18 protein-coding genes are annotated in these 21878 nt (G+C 39.9%); 4 read left to right on the top strand and 14 right to left on the bottom strand.

Annotated features, from left to right (window positions below):
• Positions 1-254: 254 nt before the first annotated feature.
• The 10 genes from GTQ34_RS04055 to GTQ34_RS04010 form a co-directional block, all read right to left on the bottom strand.
• Entirely contained in the window at positions 255-572 is a 318-nt protein-coding gene (locus tag GTQ34_RS04055) for an antibiotic biosynthesis monooxygenase family protein (RefSeq protein ID WP_166522470.1), read from the bottom strand.
• 174 nt (positions 573-746) lie between these two features.
• Positions 747-1541, bottom strand: coding sequence for a cation efflux transmembrane domain-containing protein (locus GTQ34_RS04050; RefSeq protein WP_166522469.1), 795 nt, complete (start codon positions 1539-1541; stop codon positions 747-749).
• Positions 1542-1716: 175 nt separating this feature from the next.
• A complete protein-coding gene (locus GTQ34_RS04045; RefSeq protein ID WP_166522468.1) occupies positions 1717-2616 on the bottom strand; it encodes an alpha/beta fold hydrolase in 900 nt (299 codons plus the stop codon).
• A gap of 249 nt (positions 2617-2865) precedes the next feature.
• Positions 2866-3258 (bottom strand): hypothetical protein, encoded by a 393-nt coding sequence (locus tag GTQ34_RS04040; RefSeq protein WP_166522467.1) that lies wholly within the window; start codon positions 3256-3258, stop codon positions 2866-2868.
• Positions 3259-3342: 84 nt separating this feature from the next.
• Entirely contained in the window at positions 3343-3801 is a 459-nt protein-coding gene (locus GTQ34_RS04035) for a hypothetical protein (RefSeq protein ID WP_166522466.1), read from the bottom strand.
• 75 nt (positions 3802-3876) lie between these two features.
• On the bottom strand, positions 3877-5034 hold the full coding sequence (locus GTQ34_RS04030) for an aminotransferase class V-fold PLP-dependent enzyme (protein WP_166522465.1): 1158 nt from the start codon (positions 5032-5034) through the stop codon (positions 3877-3879).
• On the bottom strand, positions 5027-5494 hold the full coding sequence (locus GTQ34_RS04025; protein WP_166522464.1) for a GNAT family N-acetyltransferase: 468 nt from the start codon (positions 5492-5494) through the stop codon (positions 5027-5029). Before GTQ34_RS04025 ends, GTQ34_RS04030 begins: the two co-directional genes overlap by 8 nt.
• A gap of 125 nt (positions 5495-5619) precedes the next feature.
• Complete coding sequence (locus GTQ34_RS04020) at positions 5620-6102, bottom strand: hypothetical protein (RefSeq protein WP_166522463.1); 483 nt, start codon at positions 6100-6102, stop codon at positions 5620-5622.
• Positions 6103-6379: 277 nt separating this feature from the next.
• Positions 6380-7498, bottom strand: a complete 1119-nt coding sequence (locus GTQ34_RS04015) for a GTP cyclohydrolase (protein ID WP_166522462.1) — start codon at positions 7496-7498, stop codon at positions 6380-6382.
• A gap of 66 nt (positions 7499-7564) precedes the next feature.
• Complete coding sequence (locus GTQ34_RS04010; protein ID WP_166522461.1) at positions 7565-8548, bottom strand: transporter; 984 nt, start codon at positions 8546-8548, stop codon at positions 7565-7567.
• 85 nt (positions 8549-8633) lie between these two features.
• On the opposite strand from GTQ34_RS04010, the gene GTQ34_RS04005 reads away from it, so the two are divergent.
• Genes GTQ34_RS04005 through GTQ34_RS03990 form a run of 4 tightly spaced genes read left to right on the top strand, consistent with a single transcriptional unit; the run spans position 8634 to position 14079 of the window.
• The gene (locus tag GTQ34_RS04005) at positions 8634-8894 is read left to right on the top strand and encodes a DUF4834 family protein (RefSeq protein ID WP_166522460.1); all 261 of its coding nucleotides are present in this window, start codon (positions 8634-8636) and stop codon (positions 8892-8894) included.
• A 24-nt stretch (positions 8895-8918) separates the two neighbouring features.
• Positions 8919-11351, top strand: a complete 2433-nt coding sequence (locus tag GTQ34_RS04000; RefSeq protein ID WP_166522459.1) for a YfhO family protein — start codon at positions 8919-8921, stop codon at positions 11349-11351.
• A complete protein-coding gene (locus tag GTQ34_RS03995; protein ID WP_166522458.1) occupies positions 11351-12634 on the top strand; it encodes a glycosyltransferase family 4 protein in 1284 nt (427 codons plus the stop codon). Before GTQ34_RS04000 ends, GTQ34_RS03995 begins: the two co-directional genes overlap by 1 nt.
• Entirely contained in the window at positions 12619-14079 is a 1461-nt protein-coding gene (locus tag GTQ34_RS03990; protein WP_166522457.1) for a lipopolysaccharide biosynthesis protein, read from the top strand. The genes GTQ34_RS03995 and GTQ34_RS03990 overlap by 16 nt, the downstream gene beginning before the upstream one ends.
• Before the next feature lie 50 nt (positions 14080-14129).
• Here the strand turns inward: GTQ34_RS03990 and GTQ34_RS03985 are convergent, their stop codons facing one another.
• The 4 genes from GTQ34_RS03985 to GTQ34_RS03970 all read right to left on the bottom strand — a co-directional run bounded on the left by GTQ34_RS03985 (position 14130) and on the right by GTQ34_RS03970 (position 21782).
• On the bottom strand, positions 14130-15383 hold the full coding sequence (locus GTQ34_RS03985; protein WP_166522456.1) for a hypothetical protein: 1254 nt from the start codon (positions 15381-15383) through the stop codon (positions 14130-14132).
• Between the two features lie 105 nt (positions 15384-15488).
• Positions 15489-17429, bottom strand: a complete 1941-nt coding sequence (locus GTQ34_RS03980; RefSeq protein ID WP_166522455.1) for an OmpA family protein — start codon at positions 17427-17429, stop codon at positions 15489-15491.
• A 12-nt stretch (positions 17430-17441) separates the two neighbouring features.
• Positions 17442-18401 (bottom strand): PorP/SprF family type IX secretion system membrane protein, encoded by a 960-nt coding sequence (locus tag GTQ34_RS03975; protein ID WP_166522454.1) that lies wholly within the window; start codon positions 18399-18401, stop codon positions 17442-17444.
• Positions 18402-18431: 30 nt separating this feature from the next.
• A complete protein-coding gene (locus GTQ34_RS03970; RefSeq protein ID WP_166522453.1) occupies positions 18432-21782 on the bottom strand; it encodes a gliding motility-associated C-terminal domain-containing protein in 3351 nt (1116 codons plus the stop codon).
• Between the last annotated feature and the right edge of the window lie 96 nt (positions 21783-21878).

The following is a 21878-nucleotide window of genomic DNA, read 5'->3' as shown; positions in this document are numbered from 1 at the left end:
TTGCAAACAGTGCTTACAAGTAGCATTAAAATTGTCAATTTTGCTATGTCATGCATAATAAAGGGTAACGGTATCGGCTATGAGTAGTTGCCTAATTTTGCGGTTAATTTCGCAAGTACACACCAAACTGAAAATCCGTGAGGATTTTCAGAAGTAGGCGAGAACAAGTAATTACTTACAGCCATTGTTGTGCTTCATTATTTACTTATATCCTAATCCTAATAAATAGTCAATTTCTCAAATCGATTTGACAATCAATTACTGTAATGATTAAAATCGCCTATGATTTTTTCTTCTTCTGTAAAACTCTCACAATGTTCGTCCAAAAGTTCAAATTCTTTCGAGAATTTCTCTCGAAAATTGTCCCGGTCCTTCTTGGTGTCCCAGGAGTCAACTGTTATGAATCTATTTGTGTCCGAAATATCTTGATAGAAATCGGTAGAAACATAACCGTTGGCTTTTTTAAATAATCGAACCCAATCACCGTCGGGACCATATATTTTTTCAAATTCGGACCGGAACTCCTCTTTTACCTGGTATTCCCATATGTAAACGAATATTTTTTTTGACATAAATATTATTTCTTAGGACGGTATAATTAATGAAGCACAACGGTCTCGGCTATGCGTAGTAGGGTGGGTTAGCGGTTAACTTTGCAAGTACACACCAAACTGAAAATCCGTGAGGATTTTCAGAAGTAAGCGAAGACAAGCAATTACTTATAGCCATTGTTGTGGTTAGTTTTTTTATTTACTCAATTTTAATATTCTAAATGCTCCTTGAATTACCAATACAAAAACGATTGTTCCGATAATCAAATCAGGTTTGTTTGAACTCAACCAATTTACTAAAAGTCCGGCTACTATTACTCCCAAATTAATAATCACATCGTTTGAGGTGAAAATCATACTCGCTTTCATATGAGCCTCTTCTTTACTCTTTGACTTTTGTAAAATATAAAGACAAATTCCGTTTGCGATAAGTGCAAAAATAGAAACGATAATCATTGTCGAAAAATCAGGAAGTTTCTCGTCTCCAAAAAATCTTCTTAAAACTTCTACAAATCCAATAATCGCAAGTGTTATTTGAAAATATCCAGCAAGTTTGGCAATCCTCTTCTTTCTTGTTAAAGTTCCGCCAACAGCAAACAAACTAATTCCATAAACAAAACTGTCCGCAAGCATATCTAAACTGTCTGCAATTAATCCCATTGATTTTGAGATTAATCCAGTTGTCATTTCGATTAGGAAAAAGGCAAAATTTATTCCTAGTACTGTCCAGAGTAGTTTTTTTTGGTTTGCCTTTTCTTTAAATTCCGTTTGGTCAGTTTGTTCAGTCGAGATTTTCTTTCCGCCCAAATTCAGTTCGAGTACTGATTTTTCGATTTGGTCAATTTCTCCGCTGTGAAAAACGGTCAATCTTCGGTTTTGAATATCAAAGTCCAAATTCGCAATACTTGAGATTCCATCCAATTTCATTCGGATAAGATTTTCCTCTGAAGGACAATCCATTTTGGTAATCTCAAATATCGTTTTGTTCATTCAATTTCTTGGTTTATCGACATTGACCACAACGGTTGGTATAAGAATAGTAGCAGCTAGCGGACTCCAAACCAATCTGGCAGCAAGAAGATTGAAGCGGGCTGCAATCTTTGAATTCACTACTGTCTCGGCAATTATTTTTATACATTGTTGTATGCTGGCTTTTTTATAAACCTTATTCCTTTTTTAAAAAATCGAGAATCTTTTTATTTACTATCTCTGCTTGCGAATGCGTTATATCATGGCTGGCATCAGGAATAGTTATTGTATTTATTTGAGGTGCCACATCATTAAGGCGTTGCTCAACTTTATCAGGAGAATACAAAACTTCTTTATCTCCAATAAGGTACAATACAGGAACTTTCAGTTTTTGCAAATCATCATCCGTTAAAACAGTAGGTTTGACAAATTTTCTTTTTTTAAAACATTTTCCTGCCAATACTACCTCCTCAGTCATTTTATCCGCAATAGCCCGACCTGCTTCTCCTTGTTTTACTAAACATTTCCTCTCCCAATACACTAGTTTTTTTGTAATAAAATGAATTGGAAAAAAATGAGCTGTTATTGCAGGAATCAAGTACCTTAATCTTGGTTGCATTACTGTTGCAGATGGGGAGATGAGTATAACTTTATTAAGTCTTTCGGGATGAGCCATCGCATAAATACTCGTTTGCCATCCACCGAATGAAAACCCCAACAGATTAATATTATTTTTCAGATTTAGGGCGTCAAACAATTCATTTAACCAGTTGACAAAATCTCTCGGTTCTTGTAAAGGGCGTGAGTATATACTACGACCATTATCATAAATGCAATCTATTGCATAGGTTCTATAATGTTCTGAAAATTCCTTTATTTGAGGCATCCACGACAGTGAATTTTCAGTATCTCCAGGCAAAAGAATTAAAGGTGATTTATCTTCTGGACCACTTATCCGGACAAAGGTTTGACCATAAGAAGTTTCAATATATTTGTTTTTTGATGGAACAGGCCACAGTTTAGCATGTTCATCATAAAAAGCAAGATATTCTCCTTTTGCTTTTTCTGACTTAAATGGGTGATAGGATTCATTCATTCAGACAACCTATTGTGACGAGCTAATATAATGGTCTCGATCTTTAAAGTAGAAAATCTTCCAACTCAAGTTTTTAATGTATGTTATGTTTTCTTGCCACTTGCATACAACGGTCCGGCTATGATTTCGGCTTTGCAAATCCGTCAGGATTTTCCAAGTTCGGAATCCAGCCGTTTTTTAAAGTTATGGTTTTTGTTTTGTTCAAGAGTAAAGCTGAGTTATAGCCAATGTTGGGCACAGTATTTATTTTTATTCTCCGCAAAATATGTCCGTCACTCGTGAAGTATTTGGGTCAAATTCCAATCGCATATTGTCTGAACCAGCAAATACCATAGGATATTCCAGTGTATATTTAAGTTTACCTTTATACTCCGAAACCATTATTCCGCCAGAATTTTCGTGTTGAGTCCAATATTGGTATTTCAAATCGCCAATTATTTCGCGAGCCTCTTTCAAAGTCATTCCAATTTCAACCTTTTCACAATTCTTCCAGTATTCGCGAGTCAGTTTTTCAGTCCGATAGAATCCGACCATTTTTGAAATCAAACTTATTATTCCAATTATCGCAAAAATGTATAGAACTGCTTTTTTCATATTGTGCCCAACGGTCTCGGCTATGATTTCGTTGCGTGAAAAATCCATCGGATTTTTCCGTGCGGAATCCAGCCTTTTTGATTGTTAATGGGTTGAATTTAGTTAAAATGGGGCAATGAATTATAGCCCTTGTTAGCCACAGGCTTTTTCTATTTTTTTGTAATTCAGCGATTTTTTTACATCAGCTATTAGTTCCGAAATGTCAAAGTCCAATTTATTTCGCTTTACTTTTAATTCCACAAGGCCAAGTTTTTCAACTATCGTTTTCGCAAAGAATTGTTGTCGGTCAGATTCAGATAATTTAAAGAAATTTTCGTTGTCAAGAATTATAGGAATTCCGATTGATTTTTCTTTTGGTCTATAATTTTCTATTTCCCTCAAGTTTTTTCTCAAATAAGGAATTGGTTTTACATAAACCTGAAATAAAATTATTTGCAGTCCTTGTCCGTAATTTTTCCATTTCAGATGAGCGAGTTTATTTTTCAGTCCGTTGTCACTCCACAAGTAGTCCTTGACTAATTCTTGGTCAGTTTCGCCAGCATTAAAGCTCGCAAAAAATCCGATTATATTTTCATCAATCTTTTCGTGCATCTTTTTTCAGCTTGTAGCTAACGGTTAATGTAAAATGCGTTTTAATGCATTTTTACATAGTGTTAGCAACAATCATTATTTCAGTATTGTTTTAATGCAATCTACAAGTTTGTCCATATCGTTTTGGTCCGTATAAACATTTGTAGAAATTCGGACGGCTGACCCGCGCAAGGACGCATAAATTTTATTCTTCTCAAACTTAGCTTGTAGAGCATTAAGGTCAATCGAGTTGTCAAAACGTATTCCGAAAAGATTGCTTGTTCGATAATCATTTTCTTCGATAATACAACCCAACTCCCTTAGTTCGTTTATTGTTTCAGCAGTCAGTTTTTTACAATATTCTTGAATATTTGCCACGTCCCATTCCAACAGTTGCTCTATGGCTCCGTTCATTAAAGATGTTAGGTGGAAATTAGAATTTTCGCCAACATTGTATCTTCCCGCTAATGGGCTATATTCGGGCGTATATTCGACCAATCTCTGAAAATCATGGCTATCTTTTCGGTTAATCCAATTCTCTTCCAAAGGTTTTCCGTTGTCGAATTGTGAGCCAAAATAGCCAAAGGCAAATGAGAATGCTCCTAAAAGCCATTTGTAACCGACTGCAAAAACAGCATCTGGCTTTATTTCTTGGATGTCAAAAGGCAGGGCACCAATAGATTGTGAGCCATCGATAATCAAAAGCGCATTATGTTGTTTAACTTTATCACTTATTTCTTTGAGTTTGAATAGTGTTCCATCTGTCCAATGCACATTGCCCAAAGCAACAATTTTTGTTTCGCCATTGATGGATTCCAAAATCTTTTCGTTCCATATTTTGCCTTTGTTTTTTAAATCGCTGGGCGGTTTAACAACCTTTATTTCTGCTCCAAATTCTTGAGCAATGTTGACCCAAGAATAATAGTTGCTTGGATATTGTTCGTCAACTACTAATATCTGGTCATTTGGATTTAGTTGAATGTTTTTAGCAACCGATGCAATTCCATAGGAAACAGAAGGCAATACGGCAATTCTATTATGGTTTTCGCAGTTGATTAATTTGGCAAAATTTCTTTTTAGCTTATCGGTTGGCTCAAACCAATCACTTCTGGAAATTTGATAAGGTCTTGCTCTTTGGTCTATGGCTTCTTTGCCCAATCGGGAAAGGCTTTTCATCAATGGTGCAATGTTCGCACAATTGAGATATGTTACATCTTTTGGTAAATCGAACTTGTCTCTTTGTGATTTAATCATCTTTCATTGTTTTTGTAAACGTGAAATCGCATCTGGGCGAACTCGGTCTTTCGTACGTTTTCTTAAAACCAAATTTTTTGTACAACCCAATTGCCGAAGTCATTAAAGTTGATGTTTCCAAAACAACCTTTTTTGCACCCTTTTCCTTTGCCGTTTGGAGCAAATAGTCTAAAATGACTTTCCCAAATCCCTTACCTCTTTGATTTTTGGCAACATACATTTTTCTGATTTTAAAGGTACGTTTTTCAACTTCTTTAATAGCTCCAACTGCAAGAAGCTCTCGGTTGTCATTCTCGAGTATCACGAATGTACCGTTGTTGCCAAAATATTCACTTTCAACATTCGCCAAATCGGATTCAGAAGTTTCTTGCGAGTATTCAAAACCAAATTCGGCAAGTCCACCTTTCACTAACTGAATGATATTTTCCTTGTCATTTTTATGATAGGCACGAATGTTCATTTTGATTGTGGGTAACGGTTCGGCTAAGGTTCGTTGCTGTGATCTGTCCGCAGGACAGTCCAGCCGAACCTAAAGTTAGCTTTTTGCGCAGGATTTCCTGCAAGGAAATCCGCAAGCAATGAATTTTAGCCATTGTTGTAAACAGTTATTTTTTCCGCAACGTACTTTTCAATAGCTTCTTTGTCCGACTTATTCTTCAAAATCAGTAAGTCATGATTTTTATGAGTGCGGTAAGACATGAGAAACTTGTTTTTTCCACTCCGATTTAGTTCCGAGTACTCAAATCCATTAACGTCAAACTTGTCAGTTATCAAATCCGTTTTTTGAGTGCGCTCCAGTATTTTTTTCAACCGAGTCATTTTTCCGCTTTTCTCGTCAATTTTTACTTCCGAGTAGTAAATCCATGATGCGAATCGATAAAATAAATATCCAATAAAAGTCAAAATTGCAACAAAGAGTCCGACTCCAACACCAACAATTAGTGTTAATATTATAAACGAGGAAGAAGTCCAAATCATTAGTCCTTGCCACTTTAATGGAATTCTGTCGCTGAGTGTATGAACCTGTCCATTTTTAGAAATTCTAAAGTAGTCTTCGTGTTCGTTCATAATTGTTTACAACTCGTTTATAATCACAATTTATCCATTTTTTTATCAATATCATGCCACCAGGTGGTGTTAAATCATACTTTTAAAAAAGTCTGATCTAATTTTCGTAACGCTGAATTATGTTCCAAACGGGAGGGTAAATCACCATTATCGCACGGGGAGAAAAAGGACAAGAAAAAACAAATTCTCAATAGCAAGCCAACCGTGGATACTTCCAAGCATTTTTAAATGGAAATAGCCATTCTAAAACGACCCTGATCTGGAAAAAGAAGATTGGCTACAAATCCTTCCGATAGGTACGTCTACGCTTATGGGTCACAGGGTCAAAATGTTTCCACATTTGTCGAATGGCCACGTTTTCCTCCAGCTCTGGGGTTCGGATGCAGTTTACAATGCCCTTTTGGGAAAAGGTTTTGTGGTATTCGTTAAAAATTATGGCGGTGACCCCCTTGTTTTGAAAGTCGGGCCGAATACCGATCAGGTAAAAGATAACATCCTTGCTTTCCTTTCTGGCTTTCAGTAAGTGGAAAATACCCGTTGGGAACAGGTGCCCCCGTGCTTTTTGCAGTGCTTTGGAGAACGAGGGCATCACAATGGCAAAGGCCACCAAATCGTCCTGCTCATCCACCACAAATTTGATGTATTCGGGGTTAATGAAGCTGATGTACTTCTTTTTGAAATACGCTTTTTGTACATCGGTGATCTTTACAAAGGATGACAACCGGGAATAGCTGTTGTTGAACAGGTCGAACATTTTATCCACCCAGGGCATAATGTCCTTGCTCTTTTCAAAGTTCATCTCCCGCAATCCGTAGCGTTTCTTGATCAATAAATTGGCCTTGTAGAACAACTTGGGGTCTGCTTTGGCAGCCAAGAACTTGTTCTCCAGATATTCCTTTTCCTTGACGAACCCGTGGTGCTCGTAATGTGATTTGTAATACGCATGGTTGTACCAGGTGATCATGGTGCCGATATGGTCAAAACCCTCAATGAGCACACCGACTTTGTCCAAATTGGAAAAACCTACGGGCCCCTCCATATATTCCAATTGGTGCTCTTGGCCAATTTCGGCTACTTTGTCCAGCAATGCTTTGGACACTTCAAGGTCGTCCACAAAATCGAGCCACCCAAAGCGCATTTTCTTGAGGTCTTGTTCCTTTACCTCCAACCAATTGATGATGGCCGCTACGCGTCCTACCAATTTTCCGTCTTTATAGGCCAGAAAGAACTGGGCTTCCGCATTTTTGAACACAGGGTTCTTGGTTTCGTCGAAAGATTCCATTTCATCTTTGATGATAGGGGGGACCCAGTAGGGCGAATCTTTGTACAGTGCAAAGGGGAACTTCACAAACTTCTTTAGGTCGCCCTTGGAGCCGACCTTTTTAATGTGGACCATACATCATATTTTGCAAACCCAATATTAGGAATATTCCAAACAGTAGAAAAGGGAATGTTGCAAAACTTAAAAATCGATGTCGTCCTTCTTTTTTCGTTTTTGTTTTTTACGTTTTTTCTTGGAGGAATTTCTACGGATTTTCCCATTTTTCCCACTACTTTGTTGGTCTATGGGAATCAACACGTCCTTATGGAAATCCAATCGGTAGGAAAGCCCGGCCACGGCAAACAAACGTGAAGGAGAGTCTTTAAAATTTGAGCCTAGGTGAAAATCGGCTTGAAAATTTTCATGGAACAAATAGGCCAAGCCGGTACGAACAAGTAAATCGGAGCGCCGGTCACTTTCAATACCCTGACCTTCAAAAAACACACTCCATTTTGGATTGCGAAAGGCATGGGTGACGGAAACAGCAATGTTCCATTCTGGAAAATCAGTCCCAATACGATCGTATGCGATATTGGAGATAAGCACAAATCGGGGAGAGAGCCTGCTTTGCGTGGCCACCGCACCCCGATACGAAATGTTGGGGTCGCCCAAATAGAAAGGATTGTCACCCAATGTAAAGGTGGCCCCACCGTAAAGTGAAACCGCAGGTATCAGATTTTTCCATTGGAACTTATTGTTGGCACGCCAGCTATATAAGTTGGGTTTATTGGCCTCTGGATTCTTAAAAGGGTCAAAAACCAAATATTTGGCGCCAATTCGGTTACGGGTAAAATCGGTCAGGGTCTGGTCAGGTGCCAAACCGGCAAAGTCAATGCTCTGCGAAATAAAAGAACCCTCATAAACAATTTCCAATTGCTCAAAAAGAAGTCCGTAACGCAATGCAATGTCGGTCCCGAAGATATTCGAGTCGAAATTGAGGTCGGAGTCATCTTGTTGCTCATAAAACAGACCCACTTCGGCCTGTACCACGTTTTTGCCAACGGCATAGGCACTGACCGCCCTTCCCGGTCGGTTGGAGTTGATGACATCCGTATATTGGGCATTTGAGACCGTAGGAATCAATAGACTTAAGAAAAGTGCTTTTCTGATCAGGGAAAACTCCATATAACTGATTTTAATACTATTTTATGATACGTTTCAGGTTTATAAAAGACTAACAATGTAATTTTGACGCAATAGCTAAGGTTATATGGCTGTATTACAAACGATATTACTCCTCATATTAGTATACTTCGCGCTTAAATTACTGTTGAAGTGGTTGGCGCCCAAACTGTTCAAATATGCCATGAAAAAGACACAGGAACGTTTTGGACAACAGTTTGGCGGTTATGAGGATTATGAAAGCAAGGACAGTGGAGAAGGGAATACCACTGTGTACACAAAACCTTCCGGTAGAAGCAAACCCACAAAAAAAGTTGGAGAATATATAGATTTTGAAGAAATTGACTAATATTTGTCCATTCAAAAGCTATCCATGAATTTTTCTCCCAAAGCCCTTATTACCCACGGTTGTGTAATTGGCTTATTTATCCTGGCCTCACTTGTTTACTTTTATCCAGTGTTGCAGGGGAAGGCTATTTATCAATCCGATATTGCCCAATATAAGGGCATGGCCAAGGAGAGGAACGACTTCAAGGAATTGACAGGGGAGGAGTCCTATTGGACAAATAGTGCCTTTGGCGGCATGCCCACCTATCAATTGGGAGCCAATTATCCGCACGATTACATCAAAAAACTGGACCGCCTAATTCGGTTTTTACCTCGACCTGCCGACTATCTGTTCCTATATCTGTTGGGCTTTTACATTTTGATGTTGAGCTTAAAGGCCGATTTTAGACTGGCCGTTTTGGGTGCATTGGCCTTTGGGTTTTCTACTTATTTGATTATTATATTGGGCGTTGGTCATAATGCCAAGGCCCATGCTTTGGGCTACATACCCATGGTTTTGGCGGGAATTGTGCTTGTTTTCCGCAAAAAGTACCTCTTGGGATTTATTTTGACCGCTTTGGCCATGGCACTGGAAATCAATGCCAATCATTACCAGATGACCTATTACTTTATGCTGCTGGTGTTGATTCTAGGTCTGGTACAGTTAATTTATGCCATCAAGGATAAAAAGCTCAAACACTTTTTTCTTTCTGTAGGGATTTTGATTTTGGCCGTGGTACTGTCCATTGCCACCAATGCCACAGGATTATTGGCCACGAAGCAGTATGCCGATTGGAGTACACGTGGTAAGTCGGAGTTGACCGTAAACCCGGATGGCACCCCAAAACCGCCTTCCACGGGATTGGATAAAGAATACATCACGCAGTATAGTTATGGCATTGCGGAATCGCTCAACCTTTTTGCACCCAGATTGTTCGGAGGCTCTGGCAGTGAGGATTTGGGCAAGGACTCCAAAGCCTATGAATATCTTACGGACCAAGGATTGCCACCAAACAAAGCTTTGGAACTGTCAACCGGATTGCCCTTATATTGGGGCAATCAACCTATTGTGGCCGCACCGGCATATGTAGGGGCTATCGTTTTCTTTTTGTTTGTTCTGGGACTTTTTTTGGTAAAAGGAAAGAAAAAATGGTGGTTGCTCACTGGTGCCATACTGTCCCTTTTGTTGTCCTGGGGAAAAAACTTTCCTGCCTTGACCAATTTCATGATTGATTATTTTCCACTCTATAATAAATTCAGGGCCGTATCTTCTATTCAAGTGGTGTTGGAGCTGTGTTTGCCCGTTTTGGGTATCCTTGGAATCCGCAGACTTTTTAAGTCTTCTGTGGAGACTAAGGCCAAATTACATGCACTCAAGTGGAGTTTTTTCATCACCGCAGGACTTGGCGTGGCCATTCTTTTGCTCAAAGGCTTTTTTGATTTCGAGGGTTTACGTGATGAAACCTATAGTAGATATTTTGGCGATGAATTGATGACCATGATACAGCGGGACCGAGAAGCGGTTTACATAAACGATACCTTCCGCTCCTTAATTTATGTAACCCTGGCAGCAGTGGCACTTTGGTTTTTCATCAAAAAGAAAATTGGAAAAAATTTGTTCGTCATCGTTTTGGGCGTGCTGATTTTGTTTGATTTGGTCGGGGTGGACCGTCGTTATGTCAACGAAGATGATTTTGTGAGACAGCGTATTATGAACACGCCGTTCCGAGCTGGTCAAATAGACCAAATGATACAGCAGGATCCTGGTGTATTTCGGGTTTTTGACCCTCAGGAGGGACTGAATGGAGCCCGAACGTCCTATTTCCACAAGTCGGTTGGAGGTTATCATGCAGCCAAACCTCGGGCACTTCAGGAATTGTTCGACTATCATCTATATCAAAATAACCTGCAGGTGCTGAACATGTTGAACGTAAAATATGTGATTCAGCAAGATGAGGAGGGACAGCGTTTTCCCGCACTTAACGAGGAGGCCAATGGCAATGCCTGGTTCTTGGAACGTTTGGAACCTGCGGACTCAGCCAATGATGAAATTTTGAAGCTTCAGGATTTTGAATCCAAGACCGAAGCCATCATCAATACCAAAAAATATCCCCAGGTTACCAAACTCAGCTATGAAGTGGATTCTCTGGCCAAAATTGACTTGATGGATTATCGCCCCAACTATTTAAAATACAAGTCCAAAAACGCGAACGACGGCTTCGCGGTTTTCTCCGAAATACACTATCCAAAAGGATGGAATGCTTTTGTTGATGGGCAGCCCCAATCATTTTACAAAGTAAACTATGTCCTCAGGGGTATTAAAATACCGGCCGGAGAACATGACATCGAGTTCAAATTTGAACCTGAAGTGGTGCAAACGGGAAGTCAAATTGCATTGGCAGGGTGTATTGTGCTGGGGTTGGTCATTATCGGGGGAGTGGGGTATTCGCTTCGACCTAAAAAATCCAAAAAAGGATAATGCAGAAAATTTTGGTCATAACATATTATTGGCCTCCCGCAGGAGGACCAGGAGTACAACGATGGCTGAAATTTGTAAAATATCTACCTGATTTTGGCGTGGAACCCCTTGTTTATGTTCCCCAAAATCCTGATTATCCCATAATTGATGAACAGCTTGTAGCGGATATTCCAGAAGGAGTGCGGGTTATCAGTCAACCGATTCAAGAACCTTATCGTTGGGCGTCTTTATTGTCCAAAAGCAAGACCAAAAGAATAAGTGCTGGTATGATTTCGGAAAAGAACCCATCCTTGTTGGAGAAATTACTGTTGTGGGTCAGGGGCAATCTTTTCATTCCCGATGCACGAAAATTTTGGGTAAAGCCTTCCATACGTTTTCTTTCTTCATTAATTGAAAAGGAAAAAATTGAGATTATTATAACCACAGGACCTCCGCATAGTCTTCACCTTATAGGTTTAGGTTTAAAAAAAAGGTTTAAACTACAATGGATAGCTGATTTTCGAGATCCTTGGACTTCAATTGGGTATCAAAAAAAGCTTAGATTGACCCGTGCTTCCCAAAAAAAACACGAGCGTTTGGAAAGGGAAGTGCTCACCACTGCGGATAAAATTGTGGTCACTAGTCCAACTACCAAGAAGGAATTTGAGAACATTACTGACAAGCCCATGGAAGTGATTACCAACGGGTTTGATGAAGAGTTGTTTCCCGTTCACCTGGATGGCACTTTCTCCATCTCTCATTTAGGATCTTTACTGACAGGACGCAATCCAATTTCGCTGTGGGAAGCCTTAAGCGAGTTGATTCAGGAGAACGATGGTTTTGGCAGTGCATTAAAAATTAAACTGGCAGGGGTAGTAGGAGGGGAGACACTTTCGTCTCTGGAGGATTTTAAGTTGACACCGTATTTGGAACTCATGGGCTATTTATCGCATGATAAGGTGGTTGAAGTACAACAAAAATCGCAGGTACTGCTTTTGTTGGAGATTGATTCTGAAGAAACCCAAGGCATCATTCCAGGGAAACTTTTTGAATACTTGAACGCCAAACGCCCCATTTTGGCCATTGGTCCAAAAGATTGGGCCGCCGGAACAATCATTGAGGAAACCCAATCCGGAACAGTTTGTGCCCAAGGCGATAAAGACACCATAAAAACTGTACTTTTGGATTGGTTTGCCGACTATGAAGAAGGGAAATTGCAGGCTAATTCCAAGCATGTGGACAAATACCACAGAAAAAAACTTACGGAGGCCTTGACCAATTTTATACGATGGGAATTGTCTTAAAACAATCAGTTAATAACATAATTGTCACCTACGTAGGCTTTATTTTTGGAGCCGTAAATACCTTGTTTTTATATACCAATATTTTGCCGGATGCATATTACGGATTGGTCACTTTCATTTTGGCTTCAGGGGCCATATTGATGCCTTTGTTGGCTTTTGGCGCACAAAACGCCATGGTTCGGTTTTACAGCCAATACAAGGATTCGGAAAAAGACCAATTTCTAAGTTTGATGCTGCTAGTGCCCTTGCTGGGCATTCTTCCAGTGATATTTTTTGTTTTTCTTTTCAATGAATCTTTGGGAAATACCATCTCCAAAGTAAATCCGATGGTACGTGAATATCTCTGGTATGTGGTTTTGGTTGGAATCGCCATGGCCTATTTTGAGGTATTTTATGCTTGGTGCAAGGTCCATTTGAAATCTGTTTTTGGAAATTTCATGAAGGAAGTGTTCGGTCGGATAGGCGTATCCTTGCTACTTATTGCTCTTTATTTTGAGATTATTTTGTTGGATACTTTTTTTGTTTGTTTGGTCGCCCTATATCTGCTGCGAACCTTCATTATCAAAGTGTATGCTTTTAGTATTCACCGGCCCCGTTTCAGTTTTAAATTGCCATCAAACACAAAGGATGTATTGTGGTATTCCCTGTTACTGATTTTAGGAGGTTCGGCTGCCCTTATTTTGTTGGAAATTGATAAGGTAATGCTGAATCAGTTCATCAAAATTGAAAATGTGGCGTATTACGGGGTAGCCGTTTATATTGCCACGGTGATCATTGTACCCTCTAGGGCCATGCACCAAATTACATACCCCTTGACCGCCGAACTTTTGAACTCGGGCGACACTGATGGTTTGGGTAGCTTGTATAAAAAGACATCCCTGACCTTGTTTATTGCCGCTGGGCTTATTTTTCTGTTGATCATATTGAATTTGAAAGAATTGTATCTGCTGTTGCCAGAAACCTATAGAGGTGGTTTTACCATTGTTTTTTTGATTGGGTTGGCCAAGGTTTTTGACTCACTTCTGGGGAACAATAATTCTATTTTGTACAATTCAAAATACTACAAGACCATTCTGGTTTTCGGAATGGGCTTGGCCGTTTTGACCATTGTACTCAACATTGTGTTGATCCCTAAATTGGGATTGGAGGGTGCTGCACTGGCAAGTTTTATTTCCATAGTGCTCTTTAATTTGGCGAAGCTGTTCTTTGTTCGAAGTAAGTTTGGATTTCTTCCTTTTACTAGAGCAACATTTAGGGTTTTTGCCGCATTATTGTTGTTGGGCGTTTTGTTTTGGTTGGTGGATTTCTCGTTTCACCCTATACTGAACATTATTCTAAAATCGGCTTTGATCACATTGATGTATTTGGGTATTCTGTATCGGTTCAATCTTTCGGAAGATGTATCCGGATTTTTATCCAAATGGCTGAAAAGAAAAACCCCGTAGCGGACGCATCCAACTACGGGGTAAACAACTAACCAACCTAAAAACAATCTTTATTGTCTCCTGGAGCTTCTACTACTTACTCCAGTATTCTTACTTCTACTGTATCTTGAGGTGTTCCCAGTGTTTCTTTTAACCGTTGTTTTTTTAGAAACAGACCTTTTTTGGGTATTTCCTCTACTTACCACTGATCTTTCGTTGCTCCTACGTGCCTGTGGCTTTTTATAGGTGCTTTTTGTGGTTCGCGTAACCGTTGTACGATTTGGAGTCTTGGTGACCTGTCTGCTGTCCACCGTTCTCCGGTTCGGGGATTTTGTAATCCTTTTGTTTTCAACGGTCCTACTGCTTCGTTGTGATACAGCATTTCCTTTTTTATAATCGTTTCGTTGAACATTTCTATTTACAGTGGACGTTCTTCTAGCACTGTTGTTTGATCGTGCAACGGAACTTCCTTTTCTGTAATCACTTCGTTTTACGTTTCTGTCTACAGTAGCCGATCTTCTCACATTGTTGTTTGACCTAGCTACAGTATTTCCCTTTCTATAATCGGTATTCCTTCTGCTCATATTATGACCACTTCTACCAACATCACCGCGTCTCACCGCTCTATTGTCACGTACTGCAACTCTTCTATCATTTCTATAGATATCGGCTCTTCTATACCTGTGGTCATTTCTGTGAACCCTACCGATTTGGGCATAGGACCTACGGAAATTATTTCTGTAGGGTCTATAATATGTATATCGAACTGGGCTATAGAACCTTCTATAGGGTCTTGTGTATACATTACAGAATCCAACTGCAGGTCTTGCGAACCATCTGTGGAATGGTCTGTACACATAATGTCTGTTATATATGTTGATGAATCCTGTATAGTGACTGAAAACACCACCTCTATAGAAGATATTTAGACCACCTATACGTCGAACAAATCCATTGCGATACCAGATGTTGACTCCACCAATTTGATTTACTCTTCCATAGTAATCATAAAAGATTGGAATGTTTTCTACTTGGACCACTGCTCCAAAATCATCATACTGTACAAAAGGGTTGTAATTGTATCCTGAATTGAAGGTTACGCCTACATTTCCGATACGGGCTCCTACACCTACATTAATGCGATTGTCCATAAAGAAATCGAACTCACCATCGGGATATACTGAAAAAGTCACCCCATTCTCAACAAAAATGAATGAGTTTCCGTAATTAAATGTGGTAGCCACAAATGAATTGTCCAATTTGCCTGCTTGGCTGCCCAGAGTACCAAAAGCGAACGCTGCGATTAAGAGTACTAACTTTTTCATATTCCAAGGTTTTAAGTTCAAGATGCAACTATTTACATCCACCTAGTTAGTAGCAATCAGCGTGCCAAAAATTGTAAATACCTGTTAATCAGTTAGTAATAATTTTTATTGCTTTATAATGAACATCGACCTTCTGTTCAATTGATGTTCAGCGTCTGAGCATTTTACCCCGTTGGCGCATTTGTTCAACAATTGGGTTTCCCCATAGCCTTTGGACGTGAGACGACTTGGATCAATACCTCTTTTGATGAGCCATTGCTTGGAAGTCCATGCCCGTTTCTGTGACAATCTCATGTTAAATTTGTCACTGGATCTGGAATCGGTATGGGATTCAATATGGATTTTAAGTTCTGGATATTCTTTTAACGCTTCCAGGATTTTAGCGAGTTCCACTTCGGCATCAGGTCTAATGGTATACTTTCCGTAATCAAAATAAATAGGTTGAAGGTCCAACTTGCACCCAAGATCATTGACAGGACAACCTGAAGGGGTTAACTGCAGATCTAAGTTTTCACGTGTATTGTCTCCAGAAATGACCAGGGTCTTCTCTGTGGGGTCATATTCCATCTCTTTGTGCTCACCACGAATTCGATATTGCTTGTTGCAATCCAATAAATCATCAAATCGATAAGCACCATTTTCATCTGAAATGGTCCAAGCAACTCTTTTGTTATCATCATCCAGAAATGAAACCATGGCTCCCTGAATCGGAAGGTGGGTATCGGCGTCTGTAATTATTCCCTCCAAAACTTCTACAGCACAGGCTTTGCGAACTTTATAGATGTCGTCTGATGCACTGCCCTTTTCCCCATTTCTATTGGAAGAAAGGAAACCAATTTGTTTCTCTTCATTAAAAATGAATCCGAAGTCGTCGTCTCCAGAATTGATGGGTTGTTTAAGATTTGTAACTTTTTGATAACTACCATTTTCTGTAAGGGAAATTGCGAAAATATCCAAGCCACCCAGACCGATGTGTCCGTCACTGGCAAAGTATAGATTGTTCGTTTCACTGATGTACGGAAATGTTTCCCTAGCTTCCGTATTGATTTCCGGACCTAGATTAATTGGTTTTCCATAAGACCCATTAGCACCTATTTCAACATACCATAGGTCAGATTCGCCGAAACTACCATTTCTATCGGATGAAAAATACAGGCGCTTTTCATCGGGACTTAATGCCGGATGAGCCGTGGAAAAAGCATCATGATTAAAAGGCAGTTCTTTCACATGGGTCCAAGAGCCTTTGTCATTTTTCTCTGCTTTGTAGATTTTAAGGGTGATTTCCCTTTTTTTGTTCCTTCCTTTTTTGCCATTCAGATAGTTGTTTCTAGTGAAATAAACCGTTTTACCATCTTTTGTGAATGCAGCGGTAGATTCATGATACGGGGTATTTATGTCCCCTTTGATGGGAGATGGATCCTTTAAATTATAATCTTCATCCAAATCTGCTTCAAAAAGGTCTAGGTATTTTAATCCTGTCCATTCATGCGTTTTGCTGCCTTTGGTATTCTTGGACGAGGATGAATAGACCAGTTTGTCTTTATGGAAAGATGGTCCGAAATCGGACCCTGAAAAATCTTCTGTGATGTTGACTACTTTATATTTATCTGAAGTATTGTTTACAAGACTATCCAGTGCTGGATAATCCTGCATAAAGTTATTGGCTACTGATGATGTTGAGGACAAGGAGGAAAACTTGCCCATCAACTTTTTTGATTCTTGGTATTCCCCAATACTTTTATAGCTCTGGGCAGCACGATAATAGTATTCTGGTTCCAATTCGTTTGGATACCTTTCAATCAATTTTTTGTACCAGTTTGCCGCATCATTGTACTCCCCATTAAAATAGTAGGTGTCTCCTAAATTTTTGTATATCTGGGCGGACTCATAACCGCTTTTGACCACTTTTAAGTAGATGTCTCTCGCATCTATGTAGGCATAGGCTTCAAAGACCTCATCTGCTTTTTTTATGTTGCTTTTTTGAGCGTATAATCCTAAGGGCATGTACCCAATGCACAAAACAAGTACTGATAACCGTATCCTCATCTTCATCATCTTTTAAAAAAATCTAGGGGTTAAAACCCGATCTAATCGATTGAACACATCGAATCGTAGAAAAACTTCATAAGAGCCATTGCTGTAATCCTCGATTGGGGTGGATTGATAATCGTAAGCGACACCAACGAAAATGGATTTTGAAATTTGGAAACCGACCAAAGCACTTATTGCCGCATTCCATCGATATGATGCACCCAAGGCAAGTTTTTCATGAATCAAAAAATTGGCTGATAAATCCCACTGCAATGGAGCTCCACTTACAAATTTCACCAGGCTAGCAGGTTTAAATTTCAAGTTTGGGCTTAAATCAAAAACATAGCCCATTATATAGAAATAGTGTAGACGATCAATGGCAACATTATTAACATCTTGATTCTCTAAGGAACTTTCATCAAAATGTTTAGAGTTTAGGAAATTGGGGACAGATACACCTGCGTAAAACTTTTCTGTCCGATAATAAATTCCAGCTCCCAACTGTAAATTGAACCTTTGATCAACATTATTCTGAAAAATTTCATCGTTTGGGTTGGATAAATTTAATCTTCCATAATCTATATCAAGTAAATCTACCCCAGCCTTAAGACCAAAGGAAAGCTTGCTTACCGTATAAGGCGCCATGTTTATGGAATAGGAGTAGTCAACAGTTGCGTTGGATTCAATAGCGGGTCCGATTTGGTCATGTACAATGGAAAGTCCGAGCCCCATGTTACGGTAAAGCCCCGTTGGAAAATTCACGGAAAAAGTACCTGTTTGAGGAGACCCATCCAGATTGACCCATTGTGTGCGGCCCAAAACCCCAAAACTTAGAACTTCTCTGGACCCTGCATAGGCTGGATTTATAACTTGGGTGTTGTACATATATTGGGTGTATTGTGGATCTTGTTGACACCATAAAGACTGGCTTATTACAAGTAATAACAATACAAATGCCCACTTGAATTTTGGTTTGTAGAGAATCATTTTTTTATTTGACAATTGGGTTGGTTGGTATTAGTCATTATTTATGTAGAGATATCCAGTATAAACCTCCTTACCTGGATTGTTTCCAGTAAATCTCAAGGTATAGAAATAGGTTCCAGTTGGGAGTTTTCTCTCTTCGGCCACAGTGGCTGACCCTTCGGACTGACCTGTAAAAAATCTATTGTCCAAACCATAGCTCTCGGCTTCAAAAACCAACACGCCCCATCTGTTGAAAACCTGCAATTGATTGTCGGGATAGTTTTCAATGCCCCGTATTTCAAAAAAGTCATTGACCCCATCCTCGTTGGGACTGATACCATTAAAGATTTCAAAATTTGGGTCTGTCGGATCAACAGGTTCTATGGGTTCTTCACACAAATCTCCAAACGAAGTCGTTATTTCATTCGATTCATCCTCAATTGGACTATCGGTAGGTACTTCCAAAGCAGACACCGCCGCTTGGTTAACAACCAATCCCACATCGAAATCTGACTCGGTAATGGTATATGTTGCCTCAAAAACCCAAGTTTCTGTGGTGGATAAGATGTTGTCATCACCAACATCAGTGCCGTTTAAAGGACCATTTATGGGTTCTTGTAATAGATTGTCGCTGATGGTCACCTGATATAAATCGATGGCCCCTGTATTGTTCACTGTAAAAGTGTATAGAATGGTTTCGGGACATCCGTCGTCATCGCTATCTATTGGTGTGGCATTTTTGGTAATTGCAATCTTGGCTTCTGCGGCACAAGCACCAATTACAGAGGTTATCGTCTCATCATTTTCATCGAAAGAATTATCGTCGGATGCATCAGAAATAGCATTGGCAGTCCCTTGTTCCATTGCAGTAACGTTTGCTTGATTCGTCACAGAGGTGTCAGTGATATTCTGTTCGGTAATGGGGTATAGGGCTTGATACGTCCATGTTTCATTTGGAGAAAGAATCCCATCACCATTGATGTCATTACCCGGGAGGGGACCATCTATAGGTCCTGCACCGAGTAACATATCAGTAAGCTCAATTTGCTCTAGGGGAATGGCTCCTATGTTCCTTATGGTAAAGGTATACCGTATGTTTTCTGGGCAACCGTCGTTGTCTAAATCTTCAAAGGATCCAGGAGGAGCTGATTTGATCAACCCTATATTGGCCTGTGCAACACAAGCTCCAGCTGTGGACGTTATTGTTTCATCATTCTGGTCAAAACTATCATCATCCGAATCGTCCATAATTGGAAGGTTGCTGATTTGTTCTAAGGCAGTGACTTGGGCCTGATTGGTTACGGACCCTGCATCTATGTCCATCTGCTTTATGGGATAAAATGCCTCGTAAATCCATGTTTCATTGGGGAAAAGTAGCCCATCATTGTTATCGTCCGTGCTTGTATCCAGTCCAGTTACTTCTCCTCCCAGCATCACATCTGTCAATTGTATTTGGTCCAAAACAATACTTCCCGTATTGGCCACGGTAAATTCGTAGCGGATGGTTTCGGGACATGCATCACCATCAAGATCTAACAAGCCCCCTGGTGCGGCTTTGATTAGCCCTATTCTTGATTCTGCCGGACAAGCTCCTCCGACATTCACGTCTGTCTGACCATCTTCATATAGACTATCTGGGTGCGAATCGTCCGATATGGGGCTGTTTGTACTCAATATTGTGGCATTTACACTGGCTTGGTTGATAACGGAACCTAAATCAATATCTGCCTGTGCAATGGGATAAAAAACTTCGTAAGTCCACACTTCATTCACCGATAAAATCTCATCGTTATTGATGTCACTCCCGGGCATAGGGCCTTCAATGTCTTCTCCAAACTGACCAAACAAGATATCGCTTAGAACTACCTGTCCGAGATCCTCGGTTCCTGTATTGGCAACCTCAAAGGTATATTGGATGGTTTCGCGACATCCATCGGCATCAAAGTCAATGGCTGTTCCTGTTTTTATTAATCCAATTCCAGGCACACAGGCCCCTTCAATGTTGGTGGTCGTTGGCCCGTCTAAGGTTCGATCTTCATCATGGGAATCATCGAGAACGAGGAAATCAAAATTGACAGGTTCAGCAGACACTACGGCTTGGTTCACAACTTCCACATCAAGGAGATCTTCGGGTGTAATGGCATAGGTAGCTTCGAAAGACCATGTTTCGCCAACAGACAAAACTCCATCATCATTAACATCAGTTCCTGCTAAAGGACCCGAAATCGCACCTTCCTCTAATTTTTCGTCCACGATGTTTACGGAATCCAAATCTAAGTCTCCAATATTCGACACTTCGAAAAGGTACTGGATGGATTCTGGACAGCCATCACCATTTAAATCCGTTAAGGTTCCTGTCTTTACCAAGCCAATATCGGATTGACCTGAATCGCAAATTTCATCGACTGGAGTTTCTGTCGGATTGTCATCAACAAAATTTACCGGATCAGAATCATCGGACACCTCTTCATCTGTATCCATTCTTTTAGACGTGATATTTCCTTGATTAATTATTTCTCCACCTACAACATCAAGGGGGTCTATAACATACAGGATATCATAAAACCATGACTCACTTGGCGATAAAATACCATCTTCTCCGATATCAGTATTTAATTTAGGACCGGGTATTTCGCCATCAATAATCAGTGGGTCGGTCAATACCACATCATAAAGGGAAATAGTGCCTAGATTTGTGGCTCTAAATTGATAAAGGATACTTTCTAGGCAACCATCATTATCCAAATCCTGTGGGATGGCTGCTTTTTGTAAACCTATTGAAGCGGTTTGACAAAAAGCTAGGTCTACAATGGTTGGCCCATCATCAAGAATATCGGTGGGGTGCGAAACATCGTTTACTTGCGCCATTTGGCCTTGGACATCAGCCACAACATTAGCGGGGTTTTCACCTACCTGTCCGTCCACAAGGTCTTGAAAAGTAATATTGTAAGTCACGTTATATACCCAAGTCTCTCCTGGATCAAGAACACCATTTAAAATATCGTCACCGGTAAAGGGAACCGCAATAATCCCCCCCAAATCCACATCTGTGATCACTACATTTTCTAGCACCTCTGCATTAGTACTTTGATTGGAGACAGAAAACGTATATTGAATGGTAGCGCAATCTGCACTCGCATTTCCTTCTTTGAGTATTGCAATGGCTGGAGCATATGCATCTTTTGCCAATGCGTGGTTAAGGGATTCTGGTATGTGGCCTTTGGGGGTCACAAAGTATGCTCGTTTATTTAGGGTGGTAAATCCCAGTAGTGGTATAACAATAAGAATTGATACTAAAAGGAATATGCCGATACGAAATTTGACATTCCATTTCAGCGATGGATATGAAAAGCGCATGATGGTTTCGGTTTGGTCAGTAAGTTGGGACAAGTGGGGGTTCATTGAGTTTGTTGTTCAGTAATCATCAACATATCGCGAGGTATAAAAAAACGATTATACCTTACTTAAAGTCAGAATTTCAAAGAGTTGGACATTTGA

Origin of the sequence: Flagellimonas ochracea, from assembly GCF_009903685.1 — a bacterium.
GTDB lineage: Bacteria > Bacteroidota > Bacteroidia > Flavobacteriales > Flavobacteriaceae > Flagellimonas > Flagellimonas ochracea.
This window is presented reverse-complemented; position numbering and strand designations above follow the sequence as displayed.

Bases quoted from the DNA above. Each gene is read 5' to 3' on its own strand.
- GTQ34_RS03990 (WP_166522457.1), top strand. From the start codon at position 12,619: ATGGGAATTGTCTTAAAACAATCAGTTAATAACATAATTGTCACCTAC.
- GTQ34_RS04020 (WP_166522463.1), bottom strand. From the start codon at position 6,102: ATGAACGAACACGAAGACTACTTTAGAATTTCTAAAAATGGACAGGTT.
- GTQ34_RS03985 (WP_166522456.1), bottom strand. From the start codon at position 15,383: ATGAAAAAGTTAGTACTCTTAATCGCAGCGTTCGCTTTTGGTACTCTG.
- GTQ34_RS03995 (WP_166522458.1), top strand. From the start codon at position 11,351: ATGCAGAAAATTTTGGTCATAACATATTATTGGCCTCCCGCAGGAGGA.
- GTQ34_RS04030 (WP_166522465.1), bottom strand. From the start codon at position 5,034: ATGATTAAATCACAAAGAGACAAGTTCGATTTACCAAAAGATGTAACA.
- GTQ34_RS04010 (WP_166522461.1), bottom strand. From the start codon at position 8,548: ATGGAGTTTTCCCTGATCAGAAAAGCACTTTTCTTAAGTCTATTGATT.
- GTQ34_RS04015 (WP_166522462.1), bottom strand. From the start codon at position 7,498: ATGGTCCACATTAAAAAGGTCGGCTCCAAGGGCGACCTAAAGAAGTTT.
- GTQ34_RS04045 (WP_166522468.1), bottom strand. From the start codon at position 2,616: ATGAATGAATCCTATCACCCATTTAAGTCAGAAAAAGCAAAAGGAGAA.
- GTQ34_RS04005 (WP_166522460.1), top strand. From the start codon at position 8,634: ATGGCTGTATTACAAACGATATTACTCCTCATATTAGTATACTTCGCG.
- GTQ34_RS04050 (WP_166522469.1), bottom strand. From the start codon at position 1,541: ATGAACAAAACGATATTTGAGATTACCAAAATGGATTGTCCTTCAGAG.
- GTQ34_RS03970 (WP_166522453.1), bottom strand. From the start codon at position 21,782: ATGAACCCCCACTTGTCCCAACTTACTGACCAAACCGAAACCATCATG.
- GTQ34_RS04035 (WP_166522466.1), bottom strand. From the start codon at position 3,801: ATGCACGAAAAGATTGATGAAAATATAATCGGATTTTTTGCGAGCTTT.
- GTQ34_RS03975 (WP_166522454.1), bottom strand. From the start codon at position 18,401: ATGATTCTCTACAAACCAAAATTCAAGTGGGCATTTGTATTGTTATTA.
- GTQ34_RS03980 (WP_166522455.1), bottom strand. From the start codon at position 17,429: ATGAGGATACGGTTATCAGTACTTGTTTTGTGCATTGGGTACATGCCC.
- GTQ34_RS04025 (WP_166522464.1), bottom strand. From the start codon at position 5,494: ATGAACATTCGTGCCTATCATAAAAATGACAAGGAAAATATCATTCAG.
- GTQ34_RS04000 (WP_166522459.1), top strand. From the start codon at position 8,919: ATGAATTTTTCTCCCAAAGCCCTTATTACCCACGGTTGTGTAATTGGC.
- GTQ34_RS04040 (WP_166522467.1), bottom strand. From the start codon at position 3,258: ATGGATTTTTCACGCAACGAAATCATAGCCGAGACCGTTGGGCACAAT.
- GTQ34_RS04055 (WP_166522470.1), bottom strand. From the start codon at position 572: ATGTCAAAAAAAATATTCGTTTACATATGGGAATACCAGGTAAAAGAG.